The following is a 19,395-nucleotide window of genomic DNA, read 5'->3' on the forward strand; positions in this document are numbered from 1 at the left end:
AAATGAGTATCAAGCATGCTACTATTTTGCACCCGTGCCAATTTACCCGACTGGGGTTAAGCGAGCTTCTGCCATCAAGTTGCAGAGTACTCAGTTATGAAAAAATACATCAATGTCATTTACATCTACTTTCGGTAAATAAAGCTAATCTCTTTATTATATCTTTGCAAGGGTCAGACTATACCGTAATGGATATTCTGTCTTTTATAGAAATTATTTTCCAAGAAAGTCATCAGCACCGAGTGATAATAATTTTGGATGTATACAGAAGTTCCGGTTTGATAGATTACTTGCTGGAGACTTGTGCACGGATAGGTTTTATCGATACACAAAACTCTCTTTCATCTATCACGCGACAGATTAATGAACTCATGAGTAATGATTTGTCGGAATTTTCAGGGTATTTTAAGAAGGTAGCCAAACCTTTGTCATTACGTGAGAGGCAAGTATTAAATGGCATTTTAATGGAGTTTGATTATAAAAAGATATCTCAAGTTCTCTCTATTAGCCCTAAATTAGTGGGGTATTATAAACGAAAAGCGTTAAAAAAATTAGGCGTTAGGACTATTCAGTCACTCTTGATTCCTACTAACCAATTGTTTAGGATCCCTCCTGTTCTGGCGTGCGCTCAAATTTGCGCGCGGTTATAACTCGTATTGGTGTGATAGTAATCATATATCCTTAAGGATAAAGCGGACGCTCGCAAACTTCTAACGAATCAACAGTGATTTGAATGATGTGTGTAATTCTCGGGAACGTGACTGGTACATGAAATTACAGTTACTTTATACTTTCCAGTCCTCGCCCGCCAGAGCTCAGGCGGGCGAGCCGTCTCAAGGATGGAATTGACATCCTTGATGGGGAACGTGATTTTACTGACTAATAACTCATCAAAAAGAATGGGGTAGTATATCATTACTTTTCTGGTAACTCTGGATTAACTCATCTACACGCATAGCAATGACCATTAAGTCTCTAGTCATCCAAGGGTTTCTCACTGTTAATTATCTCACCATAATCACCAATCGTTGAAATAAACACCATCATCGTCTTGTCAACACTCCCTTTTATTTTTAATAGTGGATAGTCTTTTGTCGAGTAGGGGGGGACCATGCTTTCTTCAGGATGAAAACTGAAGATTGTTTTTTTTATATCATGCCCAATCGATATGGAAATCAGCGTCTGATTTATAGGCGTAGGATTCTCGATGCGTAGCATCTTCCCACTTTGATTGAGTAAGCTAAAGTGTAGTTTTTCCTCTACATGGGAAATGTCCATAGCGTTGACTTTCTGCGGTCGATAAAAAATTTTTATTCGGGTTATAAATGCCAGCTGAACTTCATTCGCTGGTACAATGCCTGCCGGTTTCGGGGGGATTTCCAAAACATTCAACCAATAGACAGATTCTTTGTCAGCAGGAACGTCGGCATCGCTACCTGTAAACATCACCCGTAACCTTTGCGTCTTTTTCCCATCCAGACGTACGATCGGCGGGGTAATCACAAAGGGAACCGCAATTTTCTCAGGTGAAATACTATTGTCACCGAGGTCTATCCACATTTGCAACAGTACTGGCTGCGCCCCTTCATTACTTACGTTTAATGTGGATTCTTTATCCTTAGCACTGATAATCAGTCGTGTTTGGCCCAGAGAAATAGCCGCCCACGACGGATGAACAGATGACAGAGCCAGGGCTATAATCAGCCCGCGTAACAAAACGGGCACGGTATACAGGTTTCGGCTTAACATTGTCATAGTGGTTACTTATAACTTGCGGTAAAGGTTATCGAGCTCTTGACCAAGCCTGGTGTCACCCCGGTTCCGGTTTGATACAAACCGGCATACAACGGCAGCGTATAATTTCCGTTGCTCACCGCTGGATTGTAACTGGTGAGTGGATAAGTGGTGCCAAAAGTCACCGGTGTCGTCGGATTCAATAATAGTTGCATTCCAACTCCAGTGGCTGTCGAACTACTATCGAGCATCACCACACCATTCGCCGCATTTGCTACAGAGGTGGTTGGCGTAAAGCTGTACTGCACAAGATTCATCCCACTAGAGCAATTATTAAATTTCAAAACAAAGGGTGTTAATCCTCCGGACGTCCCGATACCGGTAAACTGGTTTCGCCCGACCTCTGGTAGATTTACGGGCACATTTGGCGTGGTACAGGTTCCTCCAGTTAGGGTAATCAAATTCCCTGGCTGAAAATCGGCGATCATATAGGTGCCGCTACCAACTTGGGTGCCGACGACGGTATTAGAAACCTGCTTCCAGCGAACATATATCGGGTCGAACGCACTGGTGGTACCCGCTGTCAACGCCGTGGTGGTCTTGACAAAAAGAACTTGCACATCAACGCCGAAAGTAAAAGACCCATTGGTGTTGGATGTGGTGACCGAAGTGGTTGAATCCTGCTGCCCGCCTTGGGCGATCGTCAGTGGTTGCCAGGCACTGGTGGTGCCATTAATGGTATAGCGCCAACGGACTACATAGCCTAAACCTGCTTTAACGGTAGTGTTGTAGACGGTGTACGTCGATCCGTCCACATTCTTGCTTCCCCAGACGGTATAAGGCGGATAGCCCTGCGTGCTCATTTGTACTACCGCATTGGGATAGCTGAACACCACCGGCGTACAGTTCCAGGCGACAGGGTCCGATGAATTTATCCAAGTCCCCAGCAAATCCCCTACTTGAGCATTATTACCGACCTGAATTGTTGTAGTATTGAAGAACTGGTAATAGTTTCCCCCATTCCGGAGGCAGTCTACCACGTAACCCTCAGCTTTCGCTGGCGAGTGTATTCCTACCAGGATGGTGGCCAACAGAATAAGCAGAACCATCCTTGCTCTGTCAATTACCTGTATCGTCAGCTGTGGTACAACGCAGTTGGTGACAGCTCGCATAGTCATCATCTTCATTTATTCCTTAATTACTTACAAATAGCATCAAGACGACGGAAGTCGGCCGCTGTTTTAGCGACAAATTGCGGTAGATTGTACTTAAATTTACAACGTTCCCCAGCCTCATCGCCCCATTGCACGGTTAATTCTCCCTGCTGCTGTTTGACCCTTAATAATCCTTGACCCGACTGCGCGATATAACCGACGTTTCTGTGTGCTGTATCAAATACTGTTGCACCGAAGGGGAGCGGCAATCCACGGACATCTTTAGTATTAATCAGCACGGAATAACCCTCTGCCGTTTCATAGCGCAACAGAGTGACTGCCCCTGCCGTTGGCGCTACGTTCTGGCTAGTGCTTTTGAGTTCGATATCGTGGGAGATCCCTTTGGGGTCAATTTCAACTCCGTTCTGGCGATAGGGCGTCAGGTAAGGCACCACGGCGCGACCCCATTTATCCAGCCGCAAGCCGTTATAGTTGGTGACGCGCGCCCCTTGGGCATTTTTGGCCTCAACAATTGCCGCGGTATCCCCCAACAGGGGGGTAAACACCACACCACCACTGTAAGCTACGATGCCCCCAGAAATATCGGCACCGTACTGCTGGTAATTTCGGCTGGTAGAGAAACTGCTGCCCAAGGTGGCATAAGGCGCTGACCAGGAAGCACTGCCCCCACCGGTGGCGGTGGTCTGTGATTGATCACCGGAATTACGGTCGCCATTGGCAAACACATTGTAACCATATTGACGATCTTCCCCGGCACTGCCGGCAACAGAGTTCTGTATACCCTGGTGATCTTTCTCTTGCGTATAACTGGTGGTTAAGTAGGGTGCCTTATCGCTCGAACCCAATGGGATCGACACGCTAAACATCACTTTGTTATCCCAACTATTGGTTACCAGATCGCGGGTACGCCCGACGTTAACCCCATAGTTAACTCGTTTGTAATAGTTATTATAAGCCATCTGATATTCAGTATCGGTACCGCTTCTATTCCAGTAATTCTGCATGTTGGCATTGACAGAAACACTGCCCCAGCCCTCAGGTAAGGCTTGTGACGCATTGATCTGGAAACGATTGCGGCGATTTATCGTGGTGTAGTAATAATTGCTATAAATATTGTTTTGATATCTTTCACGGATGCTCATGGCCTCATCCATGCCGTAATAACCTGAGCTGGAGTACTGATAGCTGGCCAGGGTGATGTTGGTATCAATGACGGGTAATATTTTTGCGTAAGTTAGCCTGATACTTTGGCCCTGAGTGAACTCATTATTGCTTAATTGGCTCCTTGACTGGGTAATATCGGAAGAAATAGCGCCAATGCCGGTATTGAATGCTAACCCGGCGGAGACCGATTGATAATAGTTCGAACCAATAACCCCGGAATAACCGGTCACAATGTTTGAGAACCCCCGTCTTACCGTACCCACCAGCAAGGCCGGGGCGGAGGAAACCGCTGTGTTGTGATAACTACCGGCAGCCACCGAATAACGGGTTACCCCTGGGCGTAACAGCTCGGGGGTGGATGAATACACCACGGTAAAACTACGCTCGTTACCATTAGCCTCTTTTATGGTGACCAACAGATCACCACCAACACCAGAAGGATAGAGATCATCTATCTGGAATGGACCGGGGGGCACGGTGGTTTCATAAATCTGGTTACCACGCTGAGAAACCCTCACCAGGGCAGTGGTATTGGCAACGCCACGGATCACCGGGGCAAATCCACGCTGTGAGTCTGTATACATACGGTCATCGGAAGCAACCTGAGCACCCACATAACCGATGCTGTCAAAGACTTGTCCGTCGGTGCTCGACTGGCCAATAATCAGTTTGCTGCGCCAGTTAACTAACGCACGTTCCGCATATAATTCCGACCCGCGATAACTTGAGCCTTGCCCATTGCCCCAGTTTGCTGTCGCACGGTAGCGCAAACGCCAAACATCCCAATTAAACCCGCCACGTAAGCCCAGATACTGTGATGTCTGAGACGACACCCCTGATTGCTCCGAATGATAGGCGTTATAATTGTATTGTAACATGGCGGCAGTGATGCCTTTATCCCATAACGCCGGGTTGACATAGCCTCTGGCATTGCGTTTAAGGATAATTTGCGGGGCGGAAATATTTAATTGCTGGCTACCACTATCATAAGATGCCTGTGTTCCTGGCGCTAATTGGCTCAATGGCAGGCATTGTTCAGCGGAGGCCAGTTTTGCCTGAGTATCCTTGTCGATTTTATCCAGATCAAAGCCCAGCAGATCCATCAACTTCAGCGTAAAACAAGGTTGAGCAATCGTTGCTGCAGCAACAGGCAGCGCAAAGTTGATATCTTCGCGGCCAAACCATTGGTCATTTAAATAAATATCGACACGGTGCACCCCGGCGGAGACCGGGTTACCTTTTTCAAAAGAACGGACATTGACCGGTGAGCGGAGAAATGAATCATTAAACTCCACACTATCTGCTGCGGATGCGAATGCGCTAAAAAAAAGGGCCAGCGGTGTTAACGTGAATATGCCAACAAGATGAATTAACTTTGGGAAATTTAAGCAGCCATCATTGGCTGATTTTGCTATTGAGCTTCCATTCATTATGTATATCTCCGCCAAAGTCATCAATTATACTGTAAAAAATCGTGGTACTGGGTTGCGGTTGGCTTTTTAAACCCTCTAGCGTAAATTTCAACTCATTGAACGGCGATATCATGCGTGGCTGCTTACCTATCCTGCCAAGGAGAATCGAGTCCTTATTATTTTTTAGTTCTATATTACGAAACGTAACGAAATAGGGTGAAGGGTTTTTCACCAGGACCACGTAATTATTACCCTCCTTCTTGAAATTGAAAGAAAGCTTGTCATAGCCTTGCCTAGGCGTTATCGCCAAATTGGCCGGGCGGTAAAATATCTTGATCCTGCTGCGAAAAGAGAACTGCATCAGGTTAGCGCCCGCAGCCATCTGCTTGGTTGCCTTTGGCGGGATCTCCAGGACGTTAAGCCAGTACAATGTTTCCCGATCTGCCGCGGCAATCGGCTTGGTGCGGACAATTCTCAGCGCCTGCCCTTTACTAGGGTCAATACGCGCCACTGGCGGCATCAGCGTAAACGGACTACGTGCCGTATCTGGCGTTGCCTTTAAATCACCATCATCAATCCAGGATTGGACCAACAATGCGTCCTGCCCTTTGTTTTGCAATTGCAATACGGATTCGTCATCTTGCTGATTATAAATAACCCGGGTGGCATTAATCACCACAGCCGCTTGCGCAAGCTGAAAATTAAACAGGGAAAATAAGCTGATTACGATAAAAGCCGTTTTACGGAGCACATGCTACCCCTTATAGAAAGGTGGGGTATCCCCCACCTAATACTAATAATTTCTGTTATTACAGGTAAATAATGGTGTAATCGACAGCAGTATTTACTGAACCCGCGCCAGCTGCATCGGTTGCGTAGTAACGGGCAAAGTAATTCAGAGTGGTAGTATCAGCGGTGAAGTTAGTCTTGATATCGCCTTGAGTCGCGTCTGTTGCACCAGCCTTGATTGGGCTTAATGCGGAGTTCAGCAATTCCACCTGCACGTTAGTAGCAGTACTGGCAGCGGTAAGGTTCAGACGGCCAGTAGACTGTTCAACATAAGTACCGGCTTCAAACAAGGTATGGGCTGTAGTAAAGACACTACCAGTACAGCCTGACAGAGCAATACTGAAAGGCGTGGTGCCCGCAGTATTACCTGCTACAGGTAACGCACTTGCAGGTACCGTTGGCAGCGTTACCGTCGCGTTATTAGTCTGGCCATCAACACTGATGTTACAGGTAGTGTCAGTGATTTTACCAGTGATAGTAATAGTGCCACTAGAAGCCAAAGCAGAACCGGCAAAGACCAAACCGAATACGCTTAACAACAACGTTGATTTATTGATTTTCATAATAATTGTCATTCCATTTACATTATTTAAATTGGTTAGTGAGAACGGATTGAACCAATTTCATTTGCAGAAGAAATCAATTTCTTCACCAGTTTACTTTTGAATCCATCACAACAGAGACTCCCTAACCTGTCGTTGGCCTGGTACTTTAGTCATTTATTAAAAAACCTTGATGCTAGAGCTGGTATTGGCGAATAGGTTAATAATAAATGACCATTGAGTACCAAGCTTGGAGCATAAGATAGAGGGGGTGCTTAATTCTGTCAATTATCTTACTAATGCGTGGTCCTCTCTTTTTTATTATGTTTTTTAAAAGTTCTTAATTTATCCTGGGAAAGACAGTTATTAAGGGTGAGAAAGTACCTATGTGCAAATGTGAAAAATCTTAATTTAAACTAAGGTGATTCCTGTTTATATAGGTAAGTTATACAAGATGCTATGAACCTAGAGTTTCATACCTGCGTTTAGACTTATTTTGATTTTTTTTATATAAATACAGTGAGTGGTAGTCATTTATACTGATACAGTCAATTTATAGTGGTTTTTTTCGTAAAAAAACAGAGTGTTGCTAAAGGTCTATTTTTAAATAATTGAAAAATAGCAAATTTATTTGGTGAGCGTTATGTAATGTCAAAGCTTGTTGATTTATGAATATACTTTTCAAAATACCTTGTCCTGGAAGCTTATTGTTACATTTTTTAATAGATACATTTTCTATCTCCGTAGTGTTGGTCTGGCGGAAATGAAGTTGAAATGTCGCTCGATGTTGCTTCGGCGCTGTTGAATCAATAGGGGGGCCATCAAAATTAAAACCTCTATCAATTTAAAATCAATAAGTTATGCTAAGAGTAATTCGAGTTTCTTGAGGAAAAGATGGTAATACGCGTGGAAATCACACTGTGTATGGAGGGTAGGGCAGAAGTAGCCTTTGCGCGCTGGCTCCGGATGCTGTGCCCGCGAGCTCACTGCTCCCAAAAAGGTCCCTTAGCAACAGAATCTCTAACCAGCAGTTCCGAAGAAAAAATGTTGTCCTTCGACAGATAGCCGCCGTCGAGCATAGCGATCAGCCGGTCGATCACTTCGCTCATCATATCGCTCACCGGATCTTTAACGCTGGATAACGCGGGGGAGAGATAGGGAGCCGTTGGAATATTATCGAAGCCGATAACCGAGACGTCATTGGGCACGGCAATGCCCGCCTCGTTCAATTTCTTGATGGCACCAACGGCCATATCATCGTTGCTGGAGAGTACCGCGCTAAAGGTGATTTTCTCCTTGAGCAAGGACTCCATCGCCGCCGCACCGCTGGCTGGCGTCCACTTTCCTTTGATGATGAGCTTATCATCCAGTTCGATATCGTATTGATTTAAGGCTTCTTTATGGCCGGATAGTCGCTCAATCGCCGTTGGCGAATCCAGTGAACCGGTAATAAAGGCGATATTCCTGTGGCCCTGCTCAATCAGGTATTTTGTTGCCTTAAAACTGGCCCCTTTGTGGTCGCAGCAGATGCAGTGGCTTTGGTGTTTTCTCAGCCTGCGGTTAACCACCATGATAGGTTGCTTGTGTTGCTCGATGATGTCGTCCATCGCTTCGATGGTTAAGAAACGCGGGTAGATGATGATGGCGTCGCAGCGTAAATCGAGCAGGAATCGGATCGCCTCTTGCTCTTCTGCGGCACTGTGTTTACCGTCCACCAGGATCAACTGTCGACCGTTGTCTTCCAGCTTTTGCGCCGCCTGGGAAAGTATTTCACTGAAATAACTGCCGTTATAGAGGGTGTTGGTGACCACCAGACCAATGCACTGGGATTTATTGGTGGCCAGATTTCTCGCCAGCAGATTAGGACGATAACCCGCCTCTTCGATGGCTTTAAACACCTGATCTTTGGTGGCTTCGCTGACGTACCCTTTGCCGGAAAGAACGCGTGAAACAGTGGCTTTTGAGACGCCTGCCTTTTTTGCCACTTCCTGCATGGTAGACATAGGGTTTTCCCGGCTTTTAACAATTATCCCCATTCTACACATTCCGCCGTATTAGAGCAGAGCCTTTGCAGCTTCTCGAACCCATTCATGTCGATCACAATCACAAAATAGACAATAAAAAAATTTATAGGTTGATCTGCAATCTCAATATCAACACTCTTGTGTGAAACCGGTTACCTATCTATGAGAGTTGTCCTCATGTCTAAGAATTATGCGGCAGTATCAAGATCGATAGTGGATGCAGTTGGGGGAGCGAGTAACGTCGCGGCGGTGACTCATTGCATGACGCGTTTACGCTTTGTGCTCAACGACGACACCCTTGTTGATGCCGCCAGGCTGAAGGCAATTGGCGGCGTACTGGGCGTGGTAAGAAGCGAAAATCAGTGCCAGGTGATCATTGGCAACACCGTTTCACAGGCCTATGCCGAGGTGTTGAAACTGTTGCCCGAAGGGTCGGTAGTCCAGCCACCGGCGCCGGAAAAGAACAAGATCACTCTCAAACGCATCGGTGCGGGGATCCTGGACGCGCTGATTGGCACCATGTCACCGTTGATACCGGCCATTATCGGCGGCTCGATGGTGAAACTGCTCGCCATGATCCTCGATATGACCGGCGTGTTCGGTAAAGGCTCCTCGACGCTGATTATCCTCAACGTCATTGGCGACGGGGCGTTCTTCTTCCTGCCGGTGATGGTTGCCGCTTCCGCAGCGGTGAAATTCAAAACCAATATGTCGCTGGCGATCGCCATCGCCGGGGTACTGGTTCATCCCGCATTTATCGATCTGATGGCGAAAGCCGCTCAGGGCCAACAGGTTGAATTTATGGGCATACCGGTCACGGCGGTAAAATACACCTACACGGTGATCCCGGCGTTGTTCATGACCTGGTTGCTCTCCTACATTGAAAGATGGGTCGATCGCATCACGCCAGCCGTGACGAAAAACTTCCTCAAACCGATGCTGATCGTGCTGATCTCTGCGCCAATCGCCATCCTATTGATTGGCCCACTGGGCATCTGGATTGGTAGCGGCATTTCCGCGCTGGTGTACACCATTCACAGCTATCTGGGGTGGTTATCCGTAGCGATTATGGGCGGGCTATGGCCGCTGCTGGTGATGACCGGGATGCACCGCGTATTTACGCCAACCATCATTCAAACCATCGCGGAAACCGGCAAAGAAGGCATGGTGATGCCCTCTGAAATTGGTGCCAACCTCTCGCTGGGCGGTTCATCGTTGGCGGTAGCCTGGCGGACCAAAAACCCGGAGCTGCGTCAGACGGCGCTGGCCGCTGCGGCATCGGCGATTGTGGCCGGGATTTCCGAACCCGCGCTCTACGGGGTGGCAATACGCTTGAAGCGCCCGCTTATCGCCGCGCTGATCAGTGGTTTTGTCTGCGGCGGCGTGGCCGGAATTGCCGGGTTGGCGAGCCACTCGATGGCCTCTCCGGGTCTATTTACCAGCGTGCAGTTCTTTGATCCGGCCAACCCAATGACCATTGTCTGGGTGTTTGGCGTGATGATTTTGGCGGTGGTGCTTTCCTTTATCCTCACGCTGTTGCTGGGCTTTGAAGATATCCCGGTGACTGAAGAGGCGGAAAGCGAAAAAGCCAAATCGGCGCCCGCGTTATCCGTATAACCTGTTGTAAAAATGCATATTTGAGAAGAGGTATCTTATGCCAGCATCTGTTTTCCCCGCAGACTTTTTATGGGGTGGTGCACTAGCGGCTAACCAGGCCGAAGGCGCTTATCTTGAGGGCGGCAAAGGGCTGACCACGGTGGATATGATCCCTCATGGCAAAGATCGGCTGGCGGTAAAGCTGGGTCAGGAAAAACGCTTTGAGCTGCGTGAAGACGAGTTCTACCCTAGCCATGTCGGCATAGATTTTTATCATCGCTATAAAGATGACATTGCCCTGATGGCAGAGATGGGATTCAGCGTATTCCGTACTTCGATCGCCTGGAGCCGTATTTTCCCTAATGGTGATGAGACGGTGCCAAATGCGGAAGGGATTGCTTTCTACCGTGACGTGTTTACCGAATGCAAAAAGCACGGCATCGAACCGCTGGTCACGCTATGCCACTTTGATGTGCCGATGCATCTGGTGCGGGAATACGGTTCTTGGCGCAATCGGAAAATGGTGGAGTTCTTCACCCACTATGCTCGTACCTGTTTTGAGGCCTTTGACGGGCTGGTGAAATACTGGCTGACGTTTAATGAAATCAATATCCTGCTGCATAGCCCGTTCTCCGGCGCGGGGCTGGTGTTCGAGCCAGGCGATAATCAGGAGCAGGTGAAATATCAGGCTGCGCATCATGAACTGTTGGCCAGCGCGTTAGCGACCAAAATCGCCCATGAGGTTAACCCGCACAATCAGGTTGGCTGCATGCTGGCTGGGGGCAATTTCTACCCGTGGTCCTGTAAACCCGAAGACGTTTGGGCTGCGTTAGAGAAAGACCGCGAGAACCTGTTCTTCATCGACGTTCAGGCTCGAGGCGCTTACCCGTCATACACCAAGCGCCTGTTTAAGGAAAAGGGTATCACTATAACAATGGAGCCAGGTGACAGTGAGATCCTGAAAAACAGCGTCGACTTTGTCTCCTTTAGCTATTACGCCTCCCGCTGCGCTTCGGCTGATATGAACGAGCATAACAGCAGCGCGGCCAATATCGTCAAATCGCTGAAAAACCCGCATATCCAAGCCAGTGAGTGGGGCTGGGGTATCGATCCGTTGGGCCTGCGCATCACCATGAACATGATGTATGACCGTTACCAGAAGCCGCTGTTCCTGGTGGAGAACGGGCTGGGAGCGAAGGACGAAATCAACCCGCAGGGCGAGATCGACGACGAATACCGCATCAGTTATTTGCGTGAGCATATCAAAGCCATGGCGGACGCTATCGAGGATGGTATTCCGGTGATGGGTTACACCTCCTGGGGCTGCATCGATTTGGTTTCTGCTTCTACCGGGGAAATGAGTAAGCGCTATGGTTTTGTCTATGTGGACCGCGATGATCAGGGCAATGGCACCTTGGCCAGAACCAGAAAGAAATCCTTTTACTGGTATAAGAAGGTGATTGCCAGCAATGGGGCGGATTTGAGTTAGCAAAATGGGCACCGAAGTGCCCATTTAGACATCAACTTTATGGGCGCTGCATGCAGCGCCCTTTGTAATCAAAACTCATACCTTCTTCTCAGTCATCTCAAAGCGAGGTGAAACCAACCCATACAACGTCCAGCCGAAGAAGGTAGCAATAGCGCCCCACATCATCGCCTCTTCACCGGAACTATAAAGCGCATAGAAGCTATACAGCGCCCCAATCACGGCAATCACGTTGGCAATACGCGCCTTGTTCTCCGGTACTTTGGCCACTTTCTGGATAATAATCAGCGCGGCCATCGACAGGATATACGGAATAATATTGGTCACTACGGCCAGGTTAACCAGCACGTTAAACTGCTTATTCAGCGACGGGCTGATGGTCATCAGCGACATCACGCTCTGAATAATCACGATGGTCAGCATGCCTTTCACTGGCGCATCAGATTTACTGACTTTAGAGAAAATTTTCGGGAAGAAGCCGCTGTCGGCAGAGGATTTGAATACCTGCGCGATAGTGAACTGCCAGCCCAGCAGCGAACCCACGCAGGACATGATCATCAATGCCATGATGATTTTACCGACCGTTGGGTTGAACATATGTGAGAACGCCAGGCCAAACGGAGCGGTGGAGTTAGCCAGTTCCATATTCGGCACGATACCGGCGATCACGTTGGTGGAAACAATGTAGATCACTGCGGCACCCAATGTGCCCCCGAGTACGGCGATAGGCACGTTACGTTCCGGGTTTTCTACCACGTCGGTATTGGCGCAGGCAGATTCAAGACCCAGGAAGGCCCACAGAGTCATCGAGATAGAAGACCCGATGGCTTCAAAGGTAGGCACTGCATGCGGGTTCCAGGCGGCTAGATAAGCGGTACCGCTGAACCAATACCAACCGATAATCGAGATGCCGACCACCGGGATAATCACCCCCCAGACGGTGATCCCGCTGATCTGCCCGGTGATGCGTGCGCCACCAAAGTTGGCAACCGTAGCCAGCCACAGCACGGCGATAGTGGCTATACAGATGCCCAATGGTGTCAGGGCAACGCCGAACAGTTCGGTGCCATAACCCACGGCAGAAATGGCGATGGCGATATTGGCGATCAGCAGCGAAACGCCGTACGTGTAGTTGGCCATAAAGTTGCCGGATTTACCGAAGGCATACTCGGCATAGCCGCCCATCCCGCCGGATTTACGGCTGAACATGCCGCATTTGGCAAACGCATAGGCCAGGGCCATCGAGCCTACGGCGGTCACCAGCCAGGAAACGATAGAAATCGTCCCCACTTCGGCCAGCTTGGTTGGCAGCATAATTATGCCGGATCCCATCATATTGACCGCTGTCAGGATCGTTAATTGCACAACCCCCATCTTATTATTGGATTTGCTCATGATCATTCTCGCTCTTATATTTCTCGAATTTTTTCCAGCCATATCCATTCCGCTTGAAATTCGAGGAATATCTCTGTATGTCTGGCGGCAAGAATATGCCGCCTCCCTGGAGTTAATTATGCTTTCATGACATAACCGTAAGCCCGGTTCCAGCCATCTTCATCCTGCTGGATATAAACGCCTTGTAATTCTGGAGCAAATCCGGGTAATAAATTAATCCCTTCTTCCAACGCCAGGAAATAGCGTTGAGCAGATCCCCCCCAGATTTCCCCTGGGACTACGCACAGCACGCCCGGTGGGTAAGGCAACGCACCTTCTGCGGCAATGCGGCCTTCGGCTTTAGCGAGAGAAACCAGTTCCACCTTGCCACGTACGAATTCGGTATTGGCGGTTTGTGGATCCATGGCGACGCGTGGGAAATGGCTTTTACGGAACATTTCCTTCTGCAATTCTTTCACGTTGTAGCTGACGTACAGATCGTGCATCTCTTGGCACAGCTGGCGCAGGGTGTAGTTCTGGTAACGTTTTTCGTTGTTCTTGTACACGGTTGGCAGGACTTCACTCAGCAAGGAGTCTTGTTCGACGTGTTTTTCGAAGCGGGCAATCAGCGCCACCAGATGCTGCATTTTGGCGATATCTTCCGCCGGGGTGAGCAGGAACAGGATAGAGTTCAGGTCACATTTCTCTGGCACAATACCGTTTTCACGCAGGTAGTTAGCCAGAATGGTCGCCGGGATACCAAAGCTGCTGTATTCGCCGCTGGCGGTATCGATGCCCGGCGTGGTCAACAGCAGCTTGCAGGGATCCACAAAGTATTGTGATTCCTCATAACCCTCGAAGGCATGCCATTTTTCGCCAGGGATAAAGTTGAAGAAGCGCAGATCGTTGGCCATGGCTTCGGTGCTGTAGGACTGCCAAGGTTTACCGTCGATTTGCTCCGGTACGAAAGGTTTGATCATGGTGCAGGTGTCCAACAGCATTTTGCGTGACTCAATGCCGATGCGCACACACTCTTTCCACAGGCGTTGGCCGCTCTTGCCTTCATGCATTTTAGCGTTCACATCCAGTGCGGCAAACAGCGGGTAGAACGGGCTGGTGGACGCGTGCAGCATAAAGGCGTTATTGAAACGCTTATGGTTGCAGTAACGATCTTGCCCTTTGATGTGCCTGTCTTTTTTATGGATCTGCGAGGTCTGTGAGAAACCGGCCTGCTGTTTGTGTACCGATTGGGTAACGATGATCCCCGGATCGTTTTCGTTCAGTTCCAGCAGCAGCGGCGAGCAGTCTTTCATCATTGGGATGAACTGCTCATAGCCGACCCAGGCAGAGTCAAACAGGATGTAATCACACAGGTGGCCAATTTTGTCGACGACCTGGCGAGCGTTATAGATCGTGCCGTCGTAAGTCCCCAGTTGGATAATCGCCAGGCGGAATGGCCGCGCGTCGTTGGCGCGTTCCGGTGCGGTCTCGCGGATTTGCTGGCGCAGATAGCCTTCTTCAAAGCAGTGAGCATCGATGCCGCCGATAAAGCCGAACGGGTTACGTGCCGTTTCCAGATATACCGGCGTTGCCCCGGCCTGGATCAGCGCGCCATGGTGGTTGGACTTATGGTTGTTACGGTCGAACAGGACCAGATCGCCACGGCTCAGCAGGGCGTTGGTTACCACTTTATTGGAAGCCGAAGTCCCGTTCAGCACGAAATAGGTTTTATCGGCGTTGAACACCTTGGCGGCGTGTTTTTGTGCATCGCAAGGCGCGCCTTCGTGGATCAGCAGATCGCCCAGCTTAACGTCGGCGTTGCACATATCGGAGCGGAACAGCGTTTCACCATAGAAATCAAAGAACTGGCGGCCTGCGGGGTGTTTGCGGAAGAACTCACCGCCCTGATGTCCTGGGCAGGCGAAGGTGGCGTTACCCATCTCTACATATTGGGTCAGGGTATTAAAGAACGGTGGTAGCAGCTCGCTTTCATATTTTACCGCTGCGGCTTCCAGTTGCTTGCCGTAGAACTGAGTGTTTTTGCCACAGAGTTCAAATACGCCGTTCAGCGCCGGTAATACGGCGTTATCCAGTTCTTCTTCACAGCAGACGGCGACAAAGATCGGAATGTGTAAACCGGTTTCTTCCAACTGTGCCACCAGGCCTTGCTGTACGTCTTCCACGGAAAGCACGATGGCGGCTACGTCATTAAAGTCGCTGTGGTGCACATCGCTAATTTCACGTGTGGTTTCAAAGCAAGAGAGAGTTTTTGGGTTCGCTGCAATTTTTAGTTTGTTCATTTTTGTCATTCTTCAGGCGAAAATATCCCGCCGGCAAATAAGGTCTTTGCCAGAAAATATTTTCGTTAAAATAAAGGTATGCGTGAGCGTAATCATGTTCATAAAACATAATTAGGTTACGAGTTTATTTTGACGAAATTTTTTGGGTTCTTAAACGAGGTTGCAATGATGCCGGATCCACTCTGTTTTTAAGCAAAACAAAGCGATACCATCGCCATCAGGCGCAGGGAATGATCGTTGGCATAGGTCTGGCTGCAAGACGTAATAAGAACGCAGAGGAGGGAGTTTATCTGAAGTTAAAAAAGGCAAAGCTAAAGCAGCTGCGGTGAGCCATCATCATAATATGTGTAGTTCGTCGGATGTGAGCCATCTTTCTGTTGTTGTTTTCCATTTTCCATTTACCTATGGGTTTCGGACTTGGCGCTATTTTATCCCCTAAATACGGAAATAAAGTGATGCAGATCACGTTAATCATGCGATTTATACTTAACTATTCATTTTCTATGCACCGGAGTGAATAGCTATGAAATCTACCGTGAGGGTATATGTGAAGTAATTGCTACAAATGGAACCAACGGACTGGATAAATTTGGTTTAGGCTAACCAAGCTCCTGTAAATCACCCTAAATAAAAGCGGGTAATAGCAGAAATAAAGCTAGGATGTTTTTTATTTGTTATTACTGTAGTCAGGCTTATCTTGCATAAAGATGCATGAATTGCTAATTAATATGCTAGTTTTATGTTGAGCATAATTTGTCGCTAATTGTGACTGTCTTCAAATCTGCAGGTAAGATGGCGGAGGTGATAAGGAGAACTTACGTTGGATCAGATCGAAGATCGGCTGCACATTATCCGTTTTCTCAGTAAGCAGCATGTGCTCACGCTGTGTGCCAGTGATGGCACGGCGATGTGGTGCGCTAACTGCTTTTACGTATTCGATGCCGAGCGCATGGCGCTATGGCTGATGACCGAACCGCACACTCGCCATGGCGAACTGATGCAACGCAACAACCGGATTGTGGGCACTATTGCGCCGCAGCCCAAGACCGTTGCGCTGATCAAAGGGGTACAATACGCGGGGGAAATCACGCTGTTGGCCGGGGACGAGGCCGAACTGGCCCGAACGCGTTACTGCAAACGCTTCCCGGTGGCCAAGGTGATGAAAGCGCCTATTTGGCAGATCGCGTTGCAGGAAGTGAAGATGACCGATAACACCCTGGGCTTTGGCAAAAAGCTGCACTGGGCACGTTGATAATCGAGCTGAATATTAAGGATCGATGGCATGAAAAACACCGAGATAGCTGCTTTATCGTTATTGGCGGCATTGGTTTCCCCGGCGATGGCGCAAGACAGTGGAGTTTCCTTTAGCCATAAGAACTGGGAATTGGCCTGTGACAACACCAATACCTGTCGTGCGGCGGGCTACGCTAATGAAGATGAGCCAAGCGCTTCGAACGGTTCGGTGCTGATCACGCGCATTGCTGGCCCTGGCACTGTCCCAACGGGGGAAGTGACCTTGGCGGACTACGAAGAGGGTGATTCAGCCGCGGTGGCAAAGCTGACGCTGTGGATCAACGGCAAGGCGGTTGGTGCGCTCAAACCGACCAAGGAGGGAAACTGGAACCTGTCAGCAAGCCAGACTCTGGCATTGATCGGCGCAATCAAAGGCAGCGGCACGGTTGAATTTAAAGGCGGCCCCGCACCTTTCGTGCTGTCAGGCGATGGGGCTTCGGCCACCTTATTGAAGATGGATGATGTGCAGGGGCGTATCGGCACGCCTGGTGCTTTGACTAAAAAAGGCGACAAGCCGGAAAGCAGCGTGCCAGCAGCCATTCCTGCCCCGGTGATCCAGGCAGTGAAGGTGCCCAAGGCGGAAGAGCGCCCGCTTACGGCACCCGAGATCGCCGCGCTGACACCTAAACTGCTGGCGACGCTGCAACCGGATGATTGCGACCGCATGCAGTCCCCAGAGGATAACGATGGCGCAAGCGAGGATGGCATCACGCTGACCCCGCTCGGTAATGGGCATGCCCTGATCACCGCCGTGTGTTGGCGGGCGGCCTATAACGAAGGTTACGGTTATTGGGTGATCGACAGCGCCCTGAAGCAGGCCCCGGTATTGGTGACCAATTCCGGCTCTGGCTATGATGAAGGGATAATCTCAATGGGGCAAAAGGGGCGTGGATTGGGTGATTGCTGGGCCACTGCCAGTTGGGTATGGGATGGCACGGCGTTCCGTCAAAGCAACGAGGCCACCACAGGCCTGTGCCGTTTAATCCATGCGGGCGGAACCTGGGATTTACCGACGTACGTCGCCGAGGTGAAAGCGGCGCAGTAAAAAGAACTAGAGAGTCTCCACGGGCGGTTCTGTGCCTTGGGCAAACAGAGGGTGAGGAGGAAAACATATGGCACGGGTACTGATCACAGGCGCCAGCGGGCTGGTGGGAAGTGAACTGCTGCGTCTGTTGTTGGCAGATAGGCAGGTCACTTCGGTCATTGCTCCCACGCGTAAGGCGTTGCCACCACACGCCAAATTGCACAATCCGGTCGGGGGCGATCTGCACGAGTTGTTGACGCAACTGGCACAGCCGGTGGATGAGGTATTCTGCTGCCTGGGCACCACGCGCAGTCAGGCCGGGAGCGCAGAGGCATTCCGCCATGTCGACTATCAGTTGGTGGTTGAAACGGCCCTTACCGGGCAGCGCCTCGGCGCGCAGCATTGCCTGGTGGTGAGCGCAATTGGGGCCAACTCGAAATCCTTATTTCTGTACAACCGCACCAAAGGGCAGATGGAGCAGGCGCTGCGTGAGCAGAACTGGCCGCGCCTGACGTTGGTACGTCCTTCAATGTTGTTCGGTTCCCGTGCTGAACCGCGTTTGCTGGAACGGCTCAGTCAACCGTTGTTCGGCCTGCTGCCTGGCAAATGGAAGGGCGTTGCTGCCAAAGATGTGGCGCAAACGCTGCTGACACAGGCCTTCAGCCCTGGCAGCGGCGTCAAGATTTTAGAATCCGACCAGTTGCACTGCTCGCACCGTTTATAGCTCAACGCACAGATTATCGAATGCCAGCTCCATGCCTGGCGGCAGTTCGTTGGTCATCAACCACAAATCGAGGTGATGGCTGATGTGCGTCAGCAGCGTACGCCGCGGCTGCAAGCGTTGCTGGATCTCCTGCGCGCGGGGCAGATCGTTGTGATTACGCGGTGTCTGTGGCTGCGGCGGCAGGCTGCAATCCAACACCAGTAAATCGAGAGTGACCTGTTGCAGGTAGCGTGTGGTTTCTGGCGGCAGGCCGACGGTGTCGGTCAGATAGGCCAGGGCTTTGCCTGCGGCCTGGATCAGATAGCCGTGGGTGAGTTTGGAATGGATCAACGGTAACGGCGTGATGTGCAGCCCGCCTAGTTTAACCGTTTCAAAGGGGGGCAACGGGGGTTGGAACGCCAGAATACCGGGGTGTTTGAACAGGTCGTCACAGCCTTGCTCATCGGCTGGGCCGTAGACCGGGATCGCATTTCCGCACCCCCAGCGCAAAGGAAATAACCCCTGAACGTGATCCATGTGGTAATGTGTCAGTAAAAAACGTTGAATTTCCCCCGCCGCAAAACGCCTTTCCAATGAGCTCAATCCCGCATCCAGTAACGTTGTTTCCCCTTGAAATGTGATCATCGCGCTGCACGCTCGCCGCCGAAATGCTGGTTCACGCCGCGCCCGTTGGCACACTAGGCATTCGCAGCCAAAGGCGGGCACCTGCTGAGCGCCGCCGGTACCAAGAAAGGTCAGTTGCATGTTGGTTTCCTCTT

At 49.8% G+C, this 19,395-nt stretch carries 16 protein-coding genes; 6 read left to right on the forward strand and 10 right to left on the reverse strand.

The window, feature by feature from the left end:
* Positions 1 to 2 precede the first annotated feature (2 nt).
* On the forward strand, positions 3 to 650 hold the full coding sequence (locus KGP21_RS03085) for a helix-turn-helix transcriptional regulator (RefSeq protein ID WP_223498779.1): 648 nt from the start codon (positions 3 to 5) through the stop codon (positions 648 to 650).
* Between the two features lie 325 nt (positions 651 to 975).
* Here KGP21_RS03085 and KGP21_RS03090 read toward each other — a convergent pair whose 3' ends face one another.
* The 6 genes from KGP21_RS03090 to KGP21_RS03115 form a co-directional block, all read right to left on the reverse strand.
* Positions 976 to 1,755, reverse strand: coding sequence for a molecular chaperone (locus tag KGP21_RS03090; RefSeq protein ID WP_223498780.1), 780 nt, complete (start codon positions 1,753 to 1,755; stop codon positions 976 to 978).
* Between the two features lie 5 nt (positions 1,756 to 1,760).
* Positions 1,761 to 2,921 (reverse strand): fimbrial protein, encoded by a 1,161-nt coding sequence (locus KGP21_RS03095; protein WP_223537192.1) that lies wholly within the window; start codon positions 2,919 to 2,921, stop codon positions 1,761 to 1,763.
* A gap of 11 nt (positions 2,922 to 2,932) precedes the next feature.
* Positions 2,933 to 5,503 (reverse strand): fimbria/pilus outer membrane usher protein, encoded by a 2,571-nt coding sequence (locus KGP21_RS03100; protein WP_223537193.1) that lies wholly within the window; start codon positions 5,501 to 5,503, stop codon positions 2,933 to 2,935.
* Complete coding sequence (locus KGP21_RS03105) at positions 5,469 to 6,236, reverse strand: molecular chaperone (protein ID WP_223537195.1); 768 nt, start codon at positions 6,234 to 6,236, stop codon at positions 5,469 to 5,471. Before KGP21_RS03105 ends, KGP21_RS03100 begins: the two co-directional genes overlap by 35 nt.
* A 58-nt stretch (positions 6,237 to 6,294) precedes the next feature.
* Entirely contained in the window at positions 6,295 to 6,837 is a 543-nt protein-coding gene (locus KGP21_RS03110) for a fimbrial protein (RefSeq protein ID WP_223498784.1), read from the reverse strand.
* A gap of 962 nt (positions 6,838 to 7,799) precedes the next feature.
* Positions 7,800 to 8,819 carry a LacI family DNA-binding transcriptional regulator gene (locus tag KGP21_RS03115; RefSeq protein ID WP_223498785.1) on the reverse strand — a complete coding sequence of 340 codons (1,020 nt, stop codon included), beginning with the start codon at positions 8,817 to 8,819 and terminating at the stop codon, positions 7,800 to 7,802.
* A gap of 198 nt (positions 8,820 to 9,017) precedes the next feature.
* Between KGP21_RS03115 and ascF the strand changes: the two genes are divergently transcribed.
* Both ascF and KGP21_RS03125 read left to right on the forward strand, forming a co-directional pair.
* Complete coding sequence (gene ascF / locus KGP21_RS03120; RefSeq protein WP_037376527.1) at positions 9,018 to 10,457, forward strand: PTS cellobiose/arbutin/salicin transporter subunit IIBC; 1,440 nt, start codon at positions 9,018 to 9,020, stop codon at positions 10,455 to 10,457.
* Positions 10,458 to 10,494: 37 nt separating this feature from the next.
* Entirely contained in the window at positions 10,495 to 11,925 is a 1,431-nt protein-coding gene (locus KGP21_RS03125) for a 6-phospho-beta-glucosidase (protein WP_223537197.1), read from the forward strand.
* A 75-nt stretch (positions 11,926 to 12,000) separates the two neighbouring features.
* On the opposite strand, the gene potE is transcribed toward KGP21_RS03125, so the two are convergent.
* The 3 genes from potE to speFL all read right to left on the reverse strand — a co-directional run bounded on the left by potE (position 12,001) and on the right by speFL (position 15,987).
* The gene (gene potE / locus KGP21_RS03130) at positions 12,001 to 13,317 is read right to left on the reverse strand and encodes a putrescine-ornithine antiporter (RefSeq protein WP_021807501.1); all 1,317 of its coding nucleotides are present in this window, start codon (positions 13,315 to 13,317) and stop codon (positions 12,001 to 12,003) included.
* Between the two features lie 116 nt (positions 13,318 to 13,433).
* Complete coding sequence (gene speF, locus KGP21_RS03135; protein WP_209529914.1) at positions 13,434 to 15,596, reverse strand: ornithine decarboxylase SpeF; 2,163 nt, start codon at positions 15,594 to 15,596, stop codon at positions 13,434 to 13,436.
* 286 nt (positions 15,597 to 15,882) lie between these two features.
* Positions 15,883 to 15,987: a leader peptide SpeFL gene (gene speFL / locus KGP21_RS03140; protein WP_112363015.1), complete on the reverse strand. Its 105-nt coding sequence runs from the start codon at positions 15,985 to 15,987 to the stop codon at positions 15,883 to 15,885.
* Positions 15,988 to 16,416: 429 nt separating this feature from the next.
* Here speFL and KGP21_RS03145 point away from each other — a divergent pair, with 429 nt between their 5' ends.
* From KGP21_RS03145 to KGP21_RS03155, 3 genes are all read left to right on the forward strand, one after another.
* Complete coding sequence (locus tag KGP21_RS03145; protein WP_223537199.1) at positions 16,417 to 16,848, forward strand: YhbP family protein; 432 nt, start codon at positions 16,417 to 16,419, stop codon at positions 16,846 to 16,848.
* A 30-nt stretch (positions 16,849 to 16,878) separates the two neighbouring features.
* Entirely contained in the window at positions 16,879 to 17,934 is a 1,056-nt protein-coding gene (locus KGP21_RS03150) for a DUF1176 domain-containing protein (protein ID WP_223537200.1), read from the forward strand.
* A 67-nt stretch (positions 17,935 to 18,001) separates the two neighbouring features.
* Positions 18,002 to 18,637, forward strand: a complete 636-nt coding sequence (locus tag KGP21_RS03155) for an NAD(P)H-binding protein (protein WP_223498788.1) — start codon at positions 18,002 to 18,004, stop codon at positions 18,635 to 18,637.
* Here the strand turns inward: KGP21_RS03155 and phnP are convergent.
* The gene (phnP, locus tag KGP21_RS03160; RefSeq protein WP_059199557.1) at positions 18,632 to 19,381 is read right to left on the reverse strand and encodes a phosphonate metabolism protein PhnP; all 750 of its coding nucleotides are present in this window, start codon (positions 19,379 to 19,381) and stop codon (positions 18,632 to 18,634) included. The genes KGP21_RS03155 and phnP overlap by 6 nt on opposite strands.
* Positions 19,382 to 19,395: the final 14 nt, after the last annotated feature.

The sequence above is a fragment of the Serratia sp. JSRIV004 genome (genome assembly GCF_019968705.1).
GTDB lineage: Bacteria > Pseudomonadota > Gammaproteobacteria > Enterobacterales > Enterobacteriaceae > Chania > Chania fonticola_B.

Excerpts from the sequence above, each read along its gene's own strand:
- KGP21_RS03100 (WP_223537193.1), bottom strand. The coding sequence starts at position 5,503 with ATGAATGGAAGCTCAATAGCAAAATCAGCCAATGATGGCTGCTTAAAT.
- speFL (WP_112363015.1), bottom strand. The coding sequence starts at position 15,987 with ATGGAAAACAACAACAGAAAGATGGCTCACATCCGACGAACTACACAT.
- KGP21_RS03110 (WP_223498784.1), bottom strand. The coding sequence starts at position 6,837 with ATGAAAATCAATAAATCAACGTTGTTGTTAAGCGTATTCGGTTTGGTC.
- KGP21_RS03095 (WP_223537192.1), bottom strand. The coding sequence starts at position 2,921 with ATGAAGATGATGACTATGCGAGCTGTCACCAACTGCGTTGTACCACAG.
- KGP21_RS03150 (WP_223537200.1), top strand. The coding sequence starts at position 16,879 with ATGAAAAACACCGAGATAGCTGCTTTATCGTTATTGGCGGCATTGGTT.
- KGP21_RS03085 (WP_223498779.1), top strand. The coding sequence starts at position 3 with ATGAGTATCAAGCATGCTACTATTTTGCACCCGTGCCAATTTACCCGA.
- KGP21_RS03115 (WP_223498785.1), bottom strand. The coding sequence starts at position 8,819 with ATGTCTACCATGCAGGAAGTGGCAAAAAAGGCAGGCGTCTCAAAAGCC.
- potE (WP_021807501.1), bottom strand. The coding sequence starts at position 13,317 with ATGAGCAAATCCAATAATAAGATGGGGGTTGTGCAATTAACGATCCTG.
- KGP21_RS03125 (WP_223537197.1), top strand. The coding sequence starts at position 10,495 with ATGCCAGCATCTGTTTTCCCCGCAGACTTTTTATGGGGTGGTGCACTA.
- KGP21_RS03155 (WP_223498788.1), top strand. The coding sequence starts at position 18,002 with ATGGCACGGGTACTGATCACAGGCGCCAGCGGGCTGGTGGGAAGTGAA.
- ascF (WP_037376527.1), top strand. The coding sequence starts at position 9,018 with ATGTCTAAGAATTATGCGGCAGTATCAAGATCGATAGTGGATGCAGTT.
- speF (WP_209529914.1), bottom strand. The coding sequence starts at position 15,596 with ATGAACAAACTAAAAATTGCAGCGAACCCAAAAACTCTCTCTTGCTTT.
- phnP (WP_059199557.1), bottom strand. The coding sequence starts at position 19,381 with ATGCAACTGACCTTTCTTGGTACCGGCGGCGCTCAGCAGGTGCCCGCC.
- KGP21_RS03090 (WP_223498780.1), bottom strand. The coding sequence starts at position 1,755 with ATGACAATGTTAAGCCGAAACCTGTATACCGTGCCCGTTTTGTTACGC.